Annotated in this window: 16 protein-coding genes; all 16 read right to left on the bottom strand. The window is 67.0% G+C overall.

The features are described from left to right. Positions 1–73: 73 nt before the first annotated feature. The 16 genes from ftsA to ACNI3Q_RS09465 are packed head-to-tail and all read right to left on the bottom strand — an operon-like array spanning position 74 to position 17,079. Positions 74–1,333, bottom strand: coding sequence for a cell division protein FtsA (gene ftsA / locus ACNI3Q_RS09540; protein ID WP_426276113.1), 1,260 nt, complete (start codon positions 1,331–1,333; stop codon positions 74–76). A 28-nt stretch (positions 1,334–1,361) separates the two neighbouring features. Further along, positions 1,362–2,261: a cell division protein FtsQ/DivIB gene (locus ACNI3Q_RS09535; protein WP_426276111.1), complete on the bottom strand. Its 900-nt coding sequence runs from the start codon at positions 2,259–2,261 to the stop codon at positions 1,362–1,364. Then, the gene (locus ACNI3Q_RS09530; RefSeq protein WP_426276109.1) at positions 2,261–3,217 is read right to left on the bottom strand and encodes a D-alanine--D-alanine ligase; all 957 of its coding nucleotides are present in this window, start codon (positions 3,215–3,217) and stop codon (positions 2,261–2,263) included. Before ACNI3Q_RS09530 ends, ACNI3Q_RS09535 begins: the two co-directional genes overlap by 1 nt. Continuing rightward, complete coding sequence (gene murB / locus ACNI3Q_RS09525) at positions 3,214–4,161, bottom strand: UDP-N-acetylmuramate dehydrogenase (RefSeq protein WP_426276107.1); 948 nt, start codon at positions 4,159–4,161, stop codon at positions 3,214–3,216. Before murB ends, ACNI3Q_RS09530 begins: the two co-directional genes overlap by 4 nt. Next, on the bottom strand, positions 4,158–4,352 hold the full coding sequence (locus ACNI3Q_RS09520; protein ID WP_426276105.1) for a hypothetical protein: 195 nt from the start codon (positions 4,350–4,352) through the stop codon (positions 4,158–4,160). The genes murB and ACNI3Q_RS09520 overlap by 4 nt, the downstream gene beginning before the upstream one ends. Continuing rightward, the gene (gene murC / locus ACNI3Q_RS09515) at positions 4,349–5,782 is read right to left on the bottom strand and encodes a UDP-N-acetylmuramate--L-alanine ligase (protein ID WP_426276103.1); all 1,434 of its coding nucleotides are present in this window, start codon (positions 5,780–5,782) and stop codon (positions 4,349–4,351) included. Before murC ends, ACNI3Q_RS09520 begins: the two co-directional genes overlap by 4 nt. Next, a complete protein-coding gene (gene murG, locus ACNI3Q_RS09510) occupies positions 5,779–6,927 on the bottom strand; it encodes an undecaprenyldiphospho-muramoylpentapeptide beta-N-acetylglucosaminyltransferase (RefSeq protein WP_260021965.1) in 1,149 nt (382 codons plus the stop codon). Before murG ends, murC begins: the two co-directional genes overlap by 4 nt. Then, complete coding sequence (locus tag ACNI3Q_RS09505; protein ID WP_426276101.1) at positions 6,924–8,132, bottom strand: FtsW/RodA/SpoVE family cell cycle protein; 1,209 nt, start codon at positions 8,130–8,132, stop codon at positions 6,924–6,926. The genes murG and ACNI3Q_RS09505 overlap by 4 nt, the downstream gene beginning before the upstream one ends. Continuing rightward, entirely contained in the window at positions 8,129–9,412 is a 1,284-nt protein-coding gene (gene murD / locus ACNI3Q_RS09500; protein WP_426276099.1) for a UDP-N-acetylmuramoyl-L-alanine--D-glutamate ligase, read from the bottom strand. The genes ACNI3Q_RS09505 and murD overlap by 4 nt, the downstream gene beginning before the upstream one ends. Beyond that, positions 9,409–10,479 (bottom strand): phospho-N-acetylmuramoyl-pentapeptide-transferase, encoded by a 1,071-nt coding sequence (gene mraY / locus ACNI3Q_RS09495; RefSeq protein WP_426276097.1) that lies wholly within the window; start codon positions 10,477–10,479, stop codon positions 9,409–9,411. The genes murD and mraY overlap by 4 nt, the downstream gene beginning before the upstream one ends. Further along, positions 10,479–11,849 (bottom strand): UDP-N-acetylmuramoyl-tripeptide--D-alanyl-D-alanine ligase, encoded by a 1,371-nt coding sequence (locus tag ACNI3Q_RS09490; protein WP_426276095.1) that lies wholly within the window; start codon positions 11,847–11,849, stop codon positions 10,479–10,481. The genes mraY and ACNI3Q_RS09490 overlap by 1 nt, the downstream gene beginning before the upstream one ends. Then, the gene (locus ACNI3Q_RS09485) at positions 11,846–13,264 is read right to left on the bottom strand and encodes a UDP-N-acetylmuramoyl-L-alanyl-D-glutamate--2,6-diaminopimelate ligase (RefSeq protein WP_426276093.1); all 1,419 of its coding nucleotides are present in this window, start codon (positions 13,262–13,264) and stop codon (positions 11,846–11,848) included. The genes ACNI3Q_RS09490 and ACNI3Q_RS09485 overlap by 4 nt, the downstream gene beginning before the upstream one ends. Beyond that, positions 13,261–14,991, bottom strand: coding sequence for a peptidoglycan D,D-transpeptidase FtsI family protein (locus tag ACNI3Q_RS09480; protein ID WP_426276091.1), 1,731 nt, complete (start codon positions 14,989–14,991; stop codon positions 13,261–13,263). The genes ACNI3Q_RS09485 and ACNI3Q_RS09480 overlap by 4 nt, the downstream gene beginning before the upstream one ends. Further along, on the bottom strand, positions 14,988–15,620 hold the full coding sequence (locus tag ACNI3Q_RS09475; protein ID WP_426276089.1) for a hypothetical protein: 633 nt from the start codon (positions 15,618–15,620) through the stop codon (positions 14,988–14,990). Before ACNI3Q_RS09475 ends, ACNI3Q_RS09480 begins: the two co-directional genes overlap by 4 nt. Further along, a complete protein-coding gene (gene rsmH / locus ACNI3Q_RS09470; RefSeq protein WP_426276087.1) occupies positions 15,620–16,576 on the bottom strand; it encodes a 16S rRNA (cytosine(1402)-N(4))-methyltransferase RsmH in 957 nt (318 codons plus the stop codon). Before rsmH ends, ACNI3Q_RS09475 begins: the two co-directional genes overlap by 1 nt. After that, entirely contained in the window at positions 16,573–17,079 is a 507-nt protein-coding gene (locus tag ACNI3Q_RS09465; protein ID WP_426276085.1) for a division/cell wall cluster transcriptional repressor MraZ, read from the bottom strand. The genes rsmH and ACNI3Q_RS09465 overlap by 4 nt, the downstream gene beginning before the upstream one ends. Between the last annotated feature and the right edge of the window lie 356 nt (positions 17,080–17,435).

Raw genomic sequence — 17,435 nt, 5'->3', positions numbered from 1 at the left:
TTTGCTTGCCCCTAGGTTTGCACCAACTGGACCGCCGATCCTAGCCCCCGACAGTCTGTTCAGTAGCATTTCTTTAATAATTCGTCCGAAAAGCCCAGATCATTTTTCGGAACAGGTCGCCAAGGCCCGGCCGGACGACGATCTGGCCGCTCGCCTCGATCGCGCGCAGGTCGACGGGATCACTACCCGCGAACATGGCAAGGCCAGCCAGCGTGGCAAAGGCCGGCGTCGCATGGGCATCCGGCAATGCGGTCAGCCCGCGCGGACGGCCGACCCGCACCGGACAGCCCAGCGCCTGTTGCGCGTAATCGGCAATCCCCTTCAGCTCAGCCCCGCCGCCGGTCAGCACGACCTGACGCCCCATGCCGTCGCTGAATTCCAGCCGCGCCAGCTCGCGCTTGATCTCTGCGATCAGGCGGTCGAGCCGGGTGCGGATCACCGCGATCAGCTGTGCCCGGCTGATCCGGGTCACATCGGCGGGATCGTCATCGGCCAGCGGCGGCACCTCCAGCATCTCGTGATTGTCGCGGGGCGTGACATTGGCCGAACCCTTGACGCATTTCAGCCGCTCGGCATGAACGCGGGCCGTGCCAAAGGTGGAGGCGACATCGTCGGTGATGTCCCCGCCACCCATCGGGATGGTGGCAATGCCGGTCACGACGCCGCCCGAATAGACGGACACATTGGTCAGCCCCGCCCCGATTTCGACAAGCGCCACACCCAGTTCGCGCTCTTCCGGCGTCAGACAGGCAAGCCCGGTGGCAACGGGTGCGGCAACGATCGAGCGGACATTGAGGTGCGCCGATCCCACGCACAGATGCAGGTTGCGAACCGGCGATCCTTCGGTCGACACCAGATGGATTTCCACGCCCAGCCGGTCGGCATGAAGCCCGCGCGGATCGTTGACCCCGCTGAGCCCATCCACCGTATAGCGCATCGGATGCGCGTGCAGGATCATCCGCTGACCGGGATCAATGCCGTTGCGCGCCGTGCGCAGCAGGGATTCGATATCCCCCTGCTCCACCCGCCGCCCGTCGAGCAGCGCCTCGCGCCGAAAGATGTTGCTGTCCATGTCGCCGGCGGAAAAGCTGACCCACACATCCTCGATGCTGACGCCCGCGATCTGTTCGGCCTGTTCCACCGCCTGCCGCACGGCAGTTTCGGCGGCGCGCATGTCCGCGACATAGCCGCGCTTCACGCCCTTGCTTTCCCGCTGCCCGGTGCCCAGCACCAGCAGTTCGCCGCCATCCAGCGGCTGCGCGATCATCGCCGTCACCTTGGACGAACCGATGTCGAGCGCGGTGATCAACCCTTCCGGTGCCGTCTTTGCCATGATCGTCCCCAATGCCCCTTGTTACGCCCTAATCCGCCGCTTCGTCGACCAGCCGGGTCGACACGTCCCCTGATCCGCGCTGGATGACCAGCCGGGTCACGTCGCGCATGTCGAAATGCCGGTGCCCCCGGCCCAGCAGGCCGGTCGTGCCGTCCCATTCGGCAAACTTGACCAGCGCCGCCGCACTTTCCCGCGTCCCTTCCGGCAGCATCAGCCGTTCGCCCGACACGAAGGTCAGCGTCCAGCGGCGGTCACCGACCCAGTTGGCCGCACGCACCATCGGCTTCAGCGCGGGTGCCGCCGCGATCAGCCGCTGATAATCGTCGAAATGATCGTTCGCGCTTTCCCCGACCACCATCGGCAGGTCCGGCAATTCGTTGGGATCCAGCGGCTGCAACGGCGTGCCGGCGGCATCGATCAGCATCAACTGGCCATTGCTCTGCCAGATCGCGGCCGGCTTACGCTCGGTAATCCGCACGACCAGCGCATCGGGATAGCGGCGCGATACCTGCGCATCGGCGATCCACCCTTCCTGAAGCAGCAATTCGCGCAGATGGGCGAGGTCGACCATCGGCAGCGGCTTGGATTCCTGCGTAGCCAGCACGGCATAGACGGCGGCCTGATCGATCCGCCGCGCGCCGATCAGTTCAAAGGATTTCACGCGCAGGCCCATCGCGGCCATGCCATCGCCCATCGCGCTGGTCACCCCGGCGATCACGCCGGTGGCAGAGGCGAGCATCAGCATCCCGGCAAGCACCACGCCGGTGATGGTCCATGCCGCCACGCGCCGCACCGTATCCTGACCGCCGGGCAGGGCCGCGACGGCATGATCCAGGATGCCCGCACGCGGGGTTCGCGCCGTCTGCGGCTTGCGCTTCGGCTTGACCGGCGGGCGATTGGCAACGCGGCGGGTGGACTGGCGCGCCATTACCGGGACGCTGCCATGGGCGCATCGGCCATCGCCTCATCGACGATGCGCTGCACCAGTTCGGGATAGGAAATGCCCAGATGGCTGGCCTGTTCGGGCACCAGGCTGAGCGGCGTCATGCCCGGCTGGGTATTCACCTCCAGCAGGAAAAGCCCGGCGACCCCCCGGTTATCGTCCCAGCGGAAATCCGACCGCGATGCGCCCTTGCACCCCAGCAGGCGGTGGGCACGCAGCGCGATCGCCTTGCACGCATCGGCCACATCGTCGGGGATGTCGGCCGGAAACACATGTTCGGTCATGCCATCGGTATATTTGGCGTCGTAATCGTAAAATCCGCTTTTGGGCCGCAATTCGGTGACGCCCAGCGCATGGTCGCCCAGCACCGCCGTCGTCAGTTCCCGCCCGCGAATGAACGGTTCCGCCAGCAATTCGTCAAAGTCGTGCCAGGGGCCGGCGGCATCACGGCTGATCGGATTGCCGTAATTCCCCTCATCCGTGACGATGGCGACACCGACCGAGGATCCTTCGTTGACGGGTTTCAGCACATAGGGCCGCGGCAGGGGATCGCCCCTGAACAACTCCTCGGTCGCCACGATGCGGCCGCCCGGCATGGGGATGCCATGGGGAACCAGACTGTTCTTGGTCAGTACCTTGTCGATGGCGATGACGGAGGTCGCAAGGCCCGAATGGGTGTAGCGCACACCCATCAGGTCCATCATCCCCTGAACCGATCCGTCCTCGCCGGGCGTACCGTGCAGCGCGTTGAACACCAGGTCCGGCTTTGCCTCGGCCAGCCGCAGCGCGACGTCCCGGTCCATGTCGATCCGCGTGACCCGGTGGCCAAGCTGTTCCAGCGCATCGGCAACGCCGGCACCGGACATCAGCGATACCTCACGCTCGGCGGACCAGCCGCCCATCAGGACGGCGATATGGAGGGGGGTTACCGATACGCTCACTTGGCTGCTCCCGCACGCTCATTACCGCCATGGTCGGCGAATACGCCGACCCGCTGGATTTCCCAGTGCAGGTCGATGGCCGAATGCGCCTTGACCCGCGCGCGGACTTCCTCGCCCAGCGCCTCGATCTCGGCACTGGTCGCATCGCCGGTGTTGATCAGGAAATTGGTGTGTTTCTCGCTCACCTGCGCCCCGCCCAGCGTCAGGCCGCGACAGCCCGCCGCATCGACCAGCGCCCACGCCTTGCCGCCATCGGGGTTCTTGAAGGTGGAGCCGCCGGTCTTGCTGCGCAGCGGCTGGCTGGCCTCTCGCGCCGCGCCGATCCGGTCCATTTCCGCCTGGATCGCGGCGGGATCACCCGGATCGCCCCGGAACAGCGCGCCGACCACGACCGCGCCCTCCGGCAACGCGCTGTGGCGATAGGTGAACCCCAGCGCATCGAGCGGCAGCGTGACCCGCTGGCCCGAACGCAGCACCACGTCGGCCTCGACCAGCACGTCCTTGACCTCGCGGCCATAGGCGCCGCCGTTCATCCGCACGAACCCGCCGACCGTGCCGGGGATCGAGCGCAGGAACTCAAGCCCCGTAATCCCGGCATCGCGCGCAGTGGAGGATACCAGGATGCCCGATGCGCCCGCGCCGCAGCGAAGCAGGGTATCGTCCAGCCGCTCGACCCGCGCAAACGCCTTGCCCAGCCGCACGACCACGCCAGGGACGCCGCCGTCACGGACGATCAGGTTGGAGCCAAGGCCCAGCGCCATGACCGGCGTTGCAGGGTCCAGATCGCGCAGGAACGCCGACAGATCGTCGGCATCCGCCGGTTCGAACAGCCATTCGGCCAGCCCGCCCGCCTTGAACCACACCAGCGGCGCAAGCGGCGCATTGGCGGTCAGCTTGCCGCGCACGGCGGGCAGCGATGTCGGGGCAGCGGTGGGCAGGGTCATTTCCACCCCCACAGCCTGGCCCAGGCTTTCCACGCCTTGACGTTCGCCTCGGCCGCCTGTTGCCCGGCGGCCTGCATGTCCGCAATCACCCTGCCCTGATCGAGCAGCTTTTGCGCGGCATGAAGCTGTGCCCGTTGCGCGCGGATGATTTCGCGCTGCATTTCGATCGCGGTGGAGAACCAGTCGCTCATGCCATCGCCTCGCGTTGCCGTTCGATGGCGGGGGCAAGGCCGGCGGCCCATTTGGTGATGTCGCCCGCGCCGAGGCAGACGATCAGGTCGCCCGGCCCGACCTCTGACGCCAGCATCCCGGCCAGCGCGTCGGCGCTGTCCACGGTGCGGGCGGACCGGTGGCCCCGATTCAGGATCGCCTGGGCCAGCGCATCGGCGGACACACCCTCGACCGGCGCCTCACCGGCGGCATAGACCGGGGTGACGATCACGGCATCGGCATCGTTGAACGCAGTGGCAAATTCTTCCATCAGGCCGCCCAGCCGCGAATAGCGGTGCGGCTGGCAAACCGCGATCACCCGCCCCTCCACGCTTTCGCGCGCGGCGGACAGGACGGCGCGGATCTCGACCGGATGATGGCCGTAATCGTCGATCACCATCGCGGGCGAACGCCCGTCGCCAAGGGCGATTTCACCGACGCGGGTAAAACGCCGTTTAACCCCGCTGAACCGGGCAAAGCCCCGCTGGATCGTGGCATCGTCCACGCCCAGTTCCAGCGCGACGCCGATCGCCGCCAGCGCGTTCTGAACATTGTGGCGGCCCGCCATGGGCAGGTCCACGCCCTCGATCACGCGTTGCTCGCCGTCCCGCTGGCGAACAACGGCATCGAACCGGTTGCCGCCCGGATAGGGGGTGACGTTGGTGCCGCGCACATCCGCCTGTGCGGCAAAGCCATAGGTGACGATGCGCCGGTCGCGCACCTTGGGAATGATCGCCTGCACCTCCGGATGATCAAGGCAGAGCAGCGCCGCGCCGTAAAACGGGACGTTTTCGACGAACTCGACGAAACATTCCTTCACCCGGTCGAACGACCCGTAATGATCCAGATGTTCCGGATCGATGTTGGTGACGACCGCGATGGTGCCATCCAGCCGCAGGAAGCTGCCGTCGCTTTCGTCCGCCTCCACCACCATCCAGTCGGATGCACCCAGCCGGGCATTGCTGCCATAGCTGTTGATGATGCCGCCATTGATGACCGTGGGGTCGATACCGCCCGCATCCAGCAACGCGGCGATCATGCTGGTCGTCGTCGTCTTGCCATGCGTGCCGGCAACGGCGACCGTGGATTTCAGCCGCATCAGTTCGGCCAGCATTTCCGCCCGGCGAACCACCGGGATGCGGCGGGCATAGGCGGCATCAACCTCCGGATTGCCGCGCTTGATCGCGGTCGAGGTGACGACGACGGCGGCCTCGCCCAGATTGTCGGCATCATGGCCGATGAACACGCGGATGCCGCGGTCGCGCAGGCCCTGGATCACATAGCCCTCGGCCACGTCCGATCCCTGAACCGAATAGCCCATATTGGCCATCACCTCGGCAATGCCGGACATGCCGATGCCGCCGATGCCGACGAAATGGATCGTCCCGATATCGGTGCCGACGCCCTTCATGCGTAGGCTTCCCGGCTGGATGCGGCCTTGACCTTGCCGATCGGCGCGGGCGGTGCGTCGACGCTTTCGACCAGATCGGCAAGATCGCGGACCGCATCCGGGCGACCGACCGACCGGGCGCGGGCGGCGGCATTGGCCAGCGCGTCAGGCTCCAGCCCCAGTTTCTGCATCTGCTTGGCCAGTTCGGTGGCGGTAAAGGCGGACTGGCGAATGGTCCGTGCGCCGCCTGCCTCCGTAATCTCCCGCGCATTCGCGGTCTGATGATCGTCGGTGGCGGTGGGCAGCGGCACCAGGATCGCCGGACGGCCAGCAGCGGTCAGTTCCGCAATGGTCGATGCGCCAGCGCGGGCGATCACGATATGCGCCCATGCCAGCCGCTCCGGCATGTCGGGCAGATAGGTTGCGATTTCGGCCGGAATACCATGCGCGGCGTATTTCGCGCGCACGCCGTCCACATCCTCCGGCCGCGCCTGATGCGTGACCTGAAGCCGCTGGCGGAAATGCACGGGCAGCATGGCCAGGCCATCGGGCACCACCTGGCTCAGCACGCTGGCCCCCTGGCTGCCGCCGGTGACGAGCACACGAAAGATGCCGTCGGCATCCAGCGGCGGAAAGGGCCGGCTGCGCAGGTCGAGCACCGCCTCGCGCACCGGATTGCCGACCAGATGCACCTTGGGCGCATAGGCGGGCTTCAGCCGCTCGACGGTTGCATAGCTGGTGGCGATGCCGTCCACCCGCCCCGCGACAAAGCGGTTCACCCGGCCCAGCACGGCATTCTGTTCGTGCACGATGGTCGGGATGCGCTTGTGAAACGCGCCGAGCAGTGCGGGCAGCGCGGGATAACCGCCAAAGCCGACCACGGCGGTCGGCCGCATCTTGGTGTAGATCTCGATCGCGCGGGCGCGGCCCTGACGCATCTGGTTGACCGCGCGCAGCCAGCCCAGCGGACCGCCAGTCAGCCGCCCGGCAGGCAGCACATGGGTTTCAACCCCGTCGAACAACCCCGGAAAGCGTACGCCGCGCGCATCGGAAATCAGGGCAACGCTGTGCCCGCGCCGGATCAGTTCGGCAGCCAGCGCCGCCGCCGGCACCATGTGCCCGCCCGTTCCACCGGCCGCCAGCGCAAAATGGCGGGTTCTTTTCATCGTCCGTTCCACCTCGACCCGTATGGAGATTGGGCCAGATACGGATTCCGGCGCGTAAAGGCGAGCAAAAGCCCGGTGGTGATCGCCATCGCACCCATGGACGAGCCGCCATAGGAAATGAACGGCAGCGTCATGCCCTTTGCCGGGGCAAGACCGGTGTTGACCATCATGCTGATCAGCGCCTGCAACCCGATCTGCACCGTGATTCCCGCCCCGGCGAGCAGGCGGAAGGCGTCGGTTTCGTCGAACAGGCGAACCGCAGAGCGGATGATCAGCGCAACGAACAAGGCGGCGATGACGGCACAGGCGACCAGCCCGAATTCCTCACCCACCACGGCAAAGATGTAATCGGTATGCGCCTCCGGCAGGCGGAACTTGGCCTGACCCTGAGTGGGTCCGGTGCCCAGCAGCCCGCCGCCGGTCAGCGTTTCCATCGCGCGCTCGATCTGGAACCGGGTGGATTCGGTATCGTCGCTGGATGGAAACAGGAACGCATCGATCCGGCGCTGGGCCGTGCCGTAAAAGAAATAGGCCGCGACGATCCCGCCAAAGCCCGCCGCGATCAACGCGGCGATCGCCCGGAACGGGATGCCCGCCAGAATGACCATGACCAGCCAGATGCTGCACAACAGGAACGTCTGGCCGAAATCGGGCTGAAGCATCAGCAGCGCAGCGGTCAGCGCGGTGATCGCGCCGGTCACGCTGAACATCGGCAGATACGGGGCATCGGCGCGCAGCGACAGCATCCATGCGGTGGACACGATGAACACCGGCTTCAACAGTTCGGACGGCTGAAACGAAAAGAAGCCGAGCGGGATCCAGCGCGCCGCGCCATTGGTCCCTTCGCCCCCCACCACCGCGGCCAGCCCGACCAGCAGGATGCAGACCGGCAGCGCGGGCAGCGCGATGCGTGACACCAGCCGGGGCGGCGCCATCGACACGGCGATCATCACGGGCACGGAAATGGCCACCCACACCGCCTGCCGCCAAAAGAAATACATCGGCGGAAAGGTGAGGTTGGCGCCCGAATAGCGAAGGGCAGAGGCAGGCGACGCCGCAGCGACGGCGAACAGGCCGAACGCGATCAGGATCAGCGTGATTGCCACCAGTGACCGGTCGATTTCGTGAAACCATGCGGAATAGGCGCTGCGGCTGCGCGTGGTCAGCGCACGGCCGGTCGGCCCGCCACGCAGGATATCGGTCATTTCAGCGCCTCCACCGCCGCGCGAAAGGCGGCCCCCCTGGCTTCGAAATCGCGGAACTGGTCGAACGAGGCGCAGGCCGGCGACAACAGCACCGTGTCGCCCGGCGCCGCTTCGGCAGCGGCAGCGGCAACGGCGCGGTCCAGCGTGCCCATTTCCTCGACAGCCATATCCCCCCTCAACAGGTCAGCGAAACGCCCCCCTGCATCACCGATCGTATAGGCTTTGACGACATGGGGGAATCCCGCACGGCACGCCTCCAGATCATCGGTCTTGGCCAGCCCGCCGACGATCCAGCGGATGCGCGAAAACGCCTGAAGGGCGGGCGCGACCGAATCCGGATTGGTCGCCTTGCTGTCGTTGACGAACGTCACGCCATTGATCGTCGCCACCCGTTCCATCCGGTGCGGCAGGCCGGGAAACGTCTCCAGCCCCCGGTCGATCGCCGCACGCGGCACGCCCAGCGCCTCGCAAGCCGCAATGGCGGCCAGCGCATTGAGCGCATTGTGCGGCCCCTGAAGCGCGGGCCAGCGCGACTGATCCATGCAAAAGCCCGGCGCGATCTTGGTCAGCCGCTCGCACCGTTTCGACAGGCGGCGGGCAATGGCCGCGGAGGCTGCATCGAAAATGCCGACGATCGCGTGGTGATCGTTCGACTGCATCGCGAACAACCGCTCCTTTGCCGCTGCATAGGCGTCGAACCCGTCATACCGGTCCAGATGATCGGGCGTGATATTCAGCAGCACCGCAACGTCGCAATCGAGCGTCCGCGTGATGTCGATCTGATAGCTGGACAGTTCCAGCACATAGACACCGCCCGCAGGCAACGGATCCTGCTCCAGGATCGGCAGGCCGATATTGCCGCCCATCAGGCTGGGGATATCCGCCCCGGCGATGATGTGGTGGGTCAGCGCCGTCGTGGTGGATTTGCCATTGGTGCCGGTGATGCCGACAACCTTGTGCGGCGGCAGCGATGCCCGCGCCTCGGCAAACAGTTCGATATCCCCGATCACCGGCACGTCGAACCGGGCGGCGTGGGCGGCGATCGGATGTGTGTTCAGGGGTACGCCAGGCGACACGATCACGGCATCGTAACCAGTCAGGTCCAGCGTCAGGGGATCGGCCAGAACCGCACCGTTCGTGGCGGCGCGTCGCCCCTCGTCCGCATCCCATGCGGTGACGTCAGCGCCGCCAGCCAGCAGCGCGCGCACGGTCGCCGCCCCGGACCGCGCCAGTCCCAGCACCGCATAGCGTCTGCCGCGCCAGTTGGGGCTGACGATCACCTGAGCTTCAGCGTCGACAGGCCGGCCAGCGCCAGCACCAGCGCGATGATCCAGAACCGGATCACGACGGTCGGCTCGCTCCAGCCAAGCTGTTCGAAATGGTGATGGATGGGCGCCATGCGGAACACCCGCTTGCCGGTCCGCTTGTAAAAGAACACCTGGATGATGACGCTCAGCGCCTCGACCACGAACAGGCCGCCGATGATGCCAAGGACGATTTCGTGATGCGTCGCAACCGCTATGGTGCCGATGGCGCCGCCCAGCGCCAGGCTGCCCGTATCGCCCATGAACACCGCTGCGGGGGGTGCATTGAACCACAGGAACGCCAGTCCGGCGCCGACGATGGCCCCGCAGAAAATGGCCAGATCGCCCGCCCCCGCAACGTGCGGGATGCCCAGATAGGTGGCGAACTTCACATTGCCGACCAGATAGGCGATCAGCATGAACGCAACGCAGGCGATGATGACCGGCATCGTCGCCAGCCCGTCCAGCCCGTCGGTCAGGTTCACCGAATTGCCGAACGCCACGATCGTGAACGCGGCAAAGACGATGTAGAAATAGCCAAGATCGATGGCGATGTTGGAAAAGAACGGGACATAAAGCTGCGTGCCGTTCTGGCCGGTGATGATCCACGCCGCCAGCGCCGCGATGGCGAATTCGCCGGCCAGCCGCACACGGCCGGAAACGCCCGCCGTGCTCGCCTTTCGCACCTTGTCGTAATCGTCCAGGAACCCGATGAACGCAAAGCCCAGCGTGACGAACAGGCACGCCCAGACATAGGGGTTTTCAAGGTCCATCCAGATCAGGATCGACAGGCTCATCGCGGTCAGGATCATCAGTCCGCCCATGGTGGGCGTGCCGCGCTTGGCCAGGTGCGATTGCGGGCCGTCGGTGCGGATCGGCTGACCCTTGCCCTGCCGCACGCGCAGCCATCCGATGAAGCGCGGCCCGATGACCAGGCCGATGAACAGCGCCGTCGCCACCGCCGCACCGGTGCGGAACGACAGATAGCGCACCAGATTGAGCAGGCCGGGAAAGCCGAGCGCATCGGCCAGCAGGTACAGCATCAGTTTTTCCCCGCCAGCGCCGCCACCAGCGTCGCCAGCCTCACTCCGTTGGATCCCTTGACGAGCACCGCATCGCCCGGCGCCAGCCAGGGGCCGATCGCTGCCGTTGCGGCTGCGGCATCGGGCACATGGACCATTTCCACCCGCCCCTCAAGCGCCTTGGCCAGCGGCGCCATCCCCTCGCCCACCAACACGGCGAAGCGGACATCGGCCGCGACGACCGGATCGGCCAGCGCCGCGTGCAGCGCCGCCGACTGATCGCCCAGCTCGCGCATCTCGCCCAGAACCACCGCCCGGCGAGTCGCCGGTTCTGCCGCCAGCACGGCCAAGGTCGCGCGCATCGAGGCGGCGTTGGCGTTATAGCTCTCATCGATCAGCAGTGCATGGCCGCCGCCGACCGTAATCCCCACCCGCGCGCCCCGCCCCGGCAGGTCAGCCATGTCGGCCAGCGCCAGGCCCGCCAGCGCCAGATCGCCGCCCGCAGCTTCCACCGCCGCAAGCACGGCCAGAGAATTAGACACCCAATGCGCGCCGGGCAGGCCGATGCGATAGGTCAGTTGCCGGTCGCCGACCTTTGCCGTCACCTCGCTGCCGCCGGTCAGGGTCCGCACGACGTCCAGCGCCCGCACGTCCGCGCCCTCGCCAATCCCGAACGTCACGATCCGCCCGGCATGGGGGCGGGCATGGCCGATCAGCCGGTCGCGATGCACGCTGTCGAACGGCACGATCGCAGTGCCGCCGGGTTCAAGCCCCTGAAAAATCTCGCCCTTGGCATCGGCGATGCCGCTTTCGTCCTTGAAAAACTCGATATGGGCGGGCGCGATCGCGGTGATGACCGCCACGTGCGGGCGGACCATCCGCGTCAGGGCGGTGATTTCTCCGGCATGGTTCATGCCCATTTCGAACACGCCGAACCGACTGGCGGCGGATGCGCGCGACAGGCTGAGCGGAACGCCGGTATGGTTGTTGTAGCTTTTGACCGACCGATGGACCGCGCCCGGTGCCGTCCGGTCCAGCGCGGCGAACAGCGCCTCTTTCGTTCCCGTCTTGCCGACAGAGCCAGTGACGCCGATCACCGTGCCCTGCAACCGGGTGCGCGCCGCCACGCCAAGGGCGTTCAGTGCGGCAAACCCGTCGGCAACGCGGACATGGGGATGATCCGTCGGCTCGCTGACGATCAGGCCGGCCGCACCGCGAGCCATCGCCTGATCCAGATAGCGATGGCCATCGCTCGCCTCGCCCTTCATGGCGATGAACAGGTCGCCGGGCTGCACCTCGCGGCTGTCAAAGGTGACGCCGGTGACGGCAAAGTCGACCGAGGCAGTGCCCCCAGTGGCAGCGGCGATTTCGGCTGCGGTCCACAACGTCATGCGCCCGCGCACTCCCGCGCCACGGAAACATCATCGAACGGCAGCACGCGGTCGCCCACGATCTGCCCCTGTTCATGCCCCTTGCCAGCGATCAACACGATATCGGTCGGGCCGGCCTCTGCAATGGCGGCGGCAATCGCTGCGCGGCGGTCCCCAACCTCCAGCGCACCCGGCGCGCCGGCCAGCACCATGGCGCGGATCGCGGCGGGATCTTCGGACCGGGGATTGTCGTCGGTGACGATCACATGATCGGCCTCGGCCGCCGCAACCTCGCCCATTTCCTCGCGCTTGCCGGCATCGCGGTCGCCGCCTGCGCCGAACACCAGGATCAGGCGTCCCTCCGCATGGGGCTTCAGCGCGGCGGTGGCCGCCGCCAGCGCATCGGGGGTATGGGCATAATCGACATAGACGGGTGCCCCCGCCCGCGTGATCGCCGCCCGCTCCAGCCGCCCGCGCACCGGGGCCAGCCGCCCCAGATTGGCCAGCGTCGCCGCAACATCGCCGCCCGATGCAATCACCAGACCAGCTGCAACAAGGGCATTCGCGGCCTGATAGGCACCGATCAGCGGAAGCATGACCCGGTGCTGCGCCCCGTCCGCCTCGATCACCAGCCGCTGGCCAAGGAGCGATGGTTCGCGCGAGACAAGGCGAAGGGCATCGCCATGCTCACCCACGGTCAGGATGCGGTTGCCGCGGTGCCGGGCTAGGTCGATGACCCGTTCCGCATGGGGATCATCGGCCCACACGACCGCCGTCCCGTCCGCGTCCAGCACTTCGCTGAACAGCCGCAGCTTGGCGGTGAAATAGGCTGCCATGTCGCCATGATAATCCAGGTGATCGCGCGACAGGTTGGTGAATGCCGCCGCGCGGACCGGCAGCCCCTCTGTCCGATATTGCGCCAGACCATGGCTCGATGCCTCGAACGCGACATGGGTCACCCCCTCCCGCGCAAGGCCCGCGACGTTGGAAAGAAAGGTGACGACATCCGGCGTGGTCAGGCCGGTAACCACGCGCTCATCGGCCGTCGTGACGCCCAGCGTGCCGATGCTGGCGGCATGATGGCCGGCCATGCGCCACAGCTGGCGGGTCAGCTCGACCGTGCTCGTCTTGCCATTGGTGCCGGTGACGGCCACCGCAATTGGTGGAAACGGCGCAAAGAACCGCGCTGCCAGCCGGGCGAAATGTGCACGCGGCGTATCGTCGGCAATGTGAACGGCGCCCTCGACCCGCGCGCCGGGCCGGGCGACGACGGCGATCGCACCCGCTGCCACCGCCGCAGGAATGAAGTCCTCGCCATTGACGCGCAGCCCCTCGAACGCACCAAAGATCGTGCCGGGCGCGACCTTGCGGTGATCGATGGCAAAGCCGGTGACGGTCCGCTCGTCCGTGCCGCCGATCAGGGTCGACAGCCTCATTCCCCCGCCGCCTCCGCGCCAGGCGGCGACCAGAGCAGGGGTTGCAGTTCCGACAGGTCGATGTCGCGGGTGGGATCGGGCAGCACGCCCAGCATGGGGCCGGTGCGCTGGATGGTGCGGCTGACGGCGGGGGCCACCGTCCATGCCGCAGCGGTCTGACCGAACGTGTCGGCGCTGGCTTTGGGCGAATCAAGCATGGCAACCACCACATAGCGCGGTGCGTCCATGGGGAAAGCCGCTGCAAAGGTGGAGACGTTGACCGTCTTGGAATATCCGCCCGTCGCGCTGAGCCGTTCGGCAGTGCCGGTCTTGGCACCGACCCGGTAACCCGCCGCATCCCCGCGCTTTGCCGTGCCGCGCACCGCGATCAGGCGGAGCAGCTGGCGCATCCGCTGGCTGGTCGATTCGCTGAACACCCGCGTCCCTTCGGGCACCTGGCTGGGGGCCAGCTTCATCATCGTTGCGGGGCGCAGGATGCCGCCATTGACTAGCGCGGCATAGGCGATGGCCAGGTGCATCGGCGTCACCGCGACGCCGTGGCCATAGCCGCTGGTCATGATCCGCGCCCGGCTCCACCGAGCGTCCGAAAAGCGGGGATTGCTGCGCTCGATCTCGATATCCAGCGGCTGATGAAAGCCAAGGCTGCGGAACAGCGCCTTCATCCGGTCCTCGCCCATCTCGTCCGCCAGCCGGGCGGTGACAATGTTGGACGAATGGACCAGGGTTTCCGGCACGTTCAGGAACCGGCGCTGGGCATGGTCGTCCTTGATGCGGAACCGGCCGACGGCCAGCGGCTCGACCGCGTCATAGCGGCGCTGCATCGACGTCACCACGCCCGCCTCGATCGCGCCGGCAATGGTGATCGGCTTGAAGGTCGAACCGAGTTCGTAAACGCCCTTGGTAACGTTGTTGAACTGTCCCTCCAGCGACCGGACATGATTGGGGTTGAAGCTGGGCAATGACACCATCGCCATCACCTCGCCCGTGTCCACGTCCAGGATCACGCCCGCCGCGCCCAGCGCCTGATGCTTGACCATGGCGTGGCCAAGCTCGCTTTCCAGCGCGGACTGAACGCGAAGGTCGATGGACAGCGATGCCGGACGCCCCTGCATGGCGCCATCGGTCAGCCGCGCGTCCAGAAACCGCTCCATACCCATCGCACCGCGCCCCTGCGCGTTGGTAAAGCCAAGGACATGGGCCGCCGTGGCAGACTGGGTATACAGCCGCTCCGGCTCCCGCCCGATGCGGATGCCGGGATCGCCCAGCGCGTTGACGGCCACCGCCAGTTCGGGCCGGGCATGGCGCTTCAGATACTGGAACGGCTCGGTGCTGGTCAGGCGGGAATAATACCATGCCTCGGTCTGTTCGGGCATCAGTTCGGCCAGCCGCCGGGCAAGATCGCGCTTGTCGCCGATCACCTTGTCCGGCTGAACCCCGATCGAGGGCACCAGGATGGTCTGCGCCAGCGGCACGCCGTTGCGATCGACGATATCGCCCCGCGCACTGGGCACTCCATAGCGGCTGGCCGTCATCTCCGTATCCGGCATCAGCGCCAGCCAGGTCAGCCGGACGATCACAGCGGACACCGCCAGCACGAACAGCGCCAGGATCACGGCCATTCGGGCATGGGCAACCGGCACCAGGCCAAGGGGCGGCGGCGGCAGCGGGGTGGGACCGGCGGGCGCCGTGTCAATCGACAGATCGCGCCCAAGCAGCAGCGTGCTCACTGAAGGGTTGACCCCCCGGCATCCGATCCGCGCAGCAGATCGTTGAAGCTGGTTTCGCGCAGCAGCCGCTTTTCAACCGCCTGGGCACGAGGCGAACCGCGCTTGGCCGTGCGTTCGGCCGAAATGGTGACCGATTTCACCTTGACCGTGTCGGCGGGCGCGATCGGGCGGGGCTTGACCGGCGCAGTCGCGGCCACGGTCTGCACGGCTGCGGGCGGGGCGGCGGGGCGCGGCGCAGGCTTTTCCGTCGTCGATGCCTCCACCGGCTGAGGCATGGCCAGTTCCGGCACCGCCTCGGGCACGATGTAGCCGGCAAATTGCCGATCGGTCGGCGCGCCCGGCTGATCCAGCTGCGCCAGCGCGGTTTCGCCGACCAGAAACTGTCCGGCGGCCGGAACGCTGAGGCGCATCATCTCGCCATTCCATTTTTCCAGCTGAGCCGTGTTGGCGCGGGTCATGAACTCCGCCTCCAGCATCCGGATATCGTTCTGGGTCGCGGCAATCGCCTTGTCGAGCGCGACCAGCCGCTGCCGTTCGGCATCGACCCTGGATGAAACCATGTTGCAGCCAAGCGCGACGACGACCGCCCCGCCCAGCCAACCCAGCCCCCTGAAGCCCCTGACTGCCATCAGCCCGTCCTCCTGCCGGTCCATGGCGCGGCGGACGTCCGCCGGGCCGCACGCAACGTTGCCGAGCGCGCACGCGGATTGCGCGCCAGTTCTTCCTCATCCGCCCGCACGGCCCGCGCCGGCGTGGCAAAAGTTGCCGCCTGTTCGGCGACCATCGCCGGGCGATGGCGCGATCCGGCCGGCTCGCTGCCCGACCGTTCGCGCAGAAACCGCTTGACCATCCGGTCCTCGCCCGAATGAAAGGTGACGATGGCCAGCCGCCCCTGCGGCGCCAGCACCTGTTCGGCGGCGATCATGGCGTCGGCCAGTTCGTCCAGTTCGCGGTTCACATGAATGCGGATCGCCTGAAAGGTGCGGGTGGCCGGATCCTTCTTGTCATGCGGCCGGTGGCCCAGCGCCTTGCGAACCGTGTTGGCCAGCTTGCCCGTGGTATCGAACGGCCGGTCGGCAACGATCGCGCGGGCGACCCGGCGGGCGCGCGGTTCATCGCCATAGCGATGCAGGACGTCGGCAATCGCGCCCTCGTCCGCCATGTTGACGAAATCGGCGGCGCTTTCGCCCTCCTGCGCCATGCGCATGTCGAGCGGGCCGTCCTCCGCCTGAAACGAAAAGCCGCGATGCGCCTGATCCAGCTGCATCGACGACACGCCGATATCCATCACCACGCCGTCGACCGGCACCTTGCCGATCGCGGCCAGCGCCTCTGCCATCGCCGAAAAGGGCGCATGGATCAGGGTCAGCCGCCCTTCGCTTTCGGCCACCAGCGGCTGACCATCGCGGATCGCATCGGGATCGCGGTCGAACGCGATGACCTCTGCCCCGGCGGCCAGCATGGCGCGCGTGTAACCGCCCGCGCCGAACGTCGCATCGACGTGCCGTTCGCCGGGCAGGATGGCGAGCGCGTCGAGCACGGGGCCGAGCAGGACCGGGATATGCGGCTGGCCGGGGGCGCTCACAGCACCACCTTGTTGCGTTCCATGTGGAACCGGCACGCCTCGCGCAGGACGGGCGGCGCACCCTCGAACGCCATCAGCGTCGCAGGGTCCCAGATTTCGATGCCGGAAATGCGGCCATAAAAGAACGCATGACGGGTGATGCCGGCATGGGCCTTAAGGAAAGCGGGCAGGATGAAGCGGCCATTGGCATCGAAACTGGCATTTTCGGGCACGCCGGTGCCCAGGCGCAGGATCCAGTCGTTGATCGCGCCATCCTCTGCCCCATGGGCGCGGGCGCGCGATTCGACGTCCAGCATCATCTGGTCGAACCACGGTTCGTCATAGGCAAGCAGGCAGGGATCGCGCTCGTGTGAGGTGATGGTGAGGACGCGGCCTTCCTTGTGCTCGGCCATCGGACCCAGGTTGCGTTCGACGAGGATTCGGAGCGCCGACGGCAGGGCGACACGACTTTTGTCGTCCACCGCCTGCAGGCCAACGCCCTTATATCCGCTTCGCCCCGTCACGCTCCTGATCGCACCCTTTGCTGGGCAAAGCTCAGGCGCCACCGGAAGCCACGCTGTGAAAGCGTGCCGGAACGTGACTCTGGCGCGTGAAATCCCTGCCCTGTTAGCGATTAGAGCTATCGCAAACCCCGCCGGGATTCAACGCCATTTTCCGGGAATTTGCCCCACAGCGCTCTAAAACCGGCATGAGCGGGTTGGCGATCCAGTTCTGAACGTGGTTTATTCGATGTATGTTCTCATTGCCGGACGCACCATTCGGGGATCACAGGCCATCGGATGGGCCCATCTGCACCCGTCAGCAATGCAAAAGGGGGATTTCGGCACCCGGTGGGGCGATTTGGGGGCGGTGGTGGGGA

It is taken from the genome of Sphingomonas eleionomae (assembly GCF_049889035.1).
GTDB lineage: Bacteria > Pseudomonadota > Alphaproteobacteria > Sphingomonadales > Sphingomonadaceae > Sphingomonas.
The sequence above is the reverse complement of the archived record's forward strand: the minus strand, read 5'-3'. Positions and strand labels throughout refer to the sequence as shown.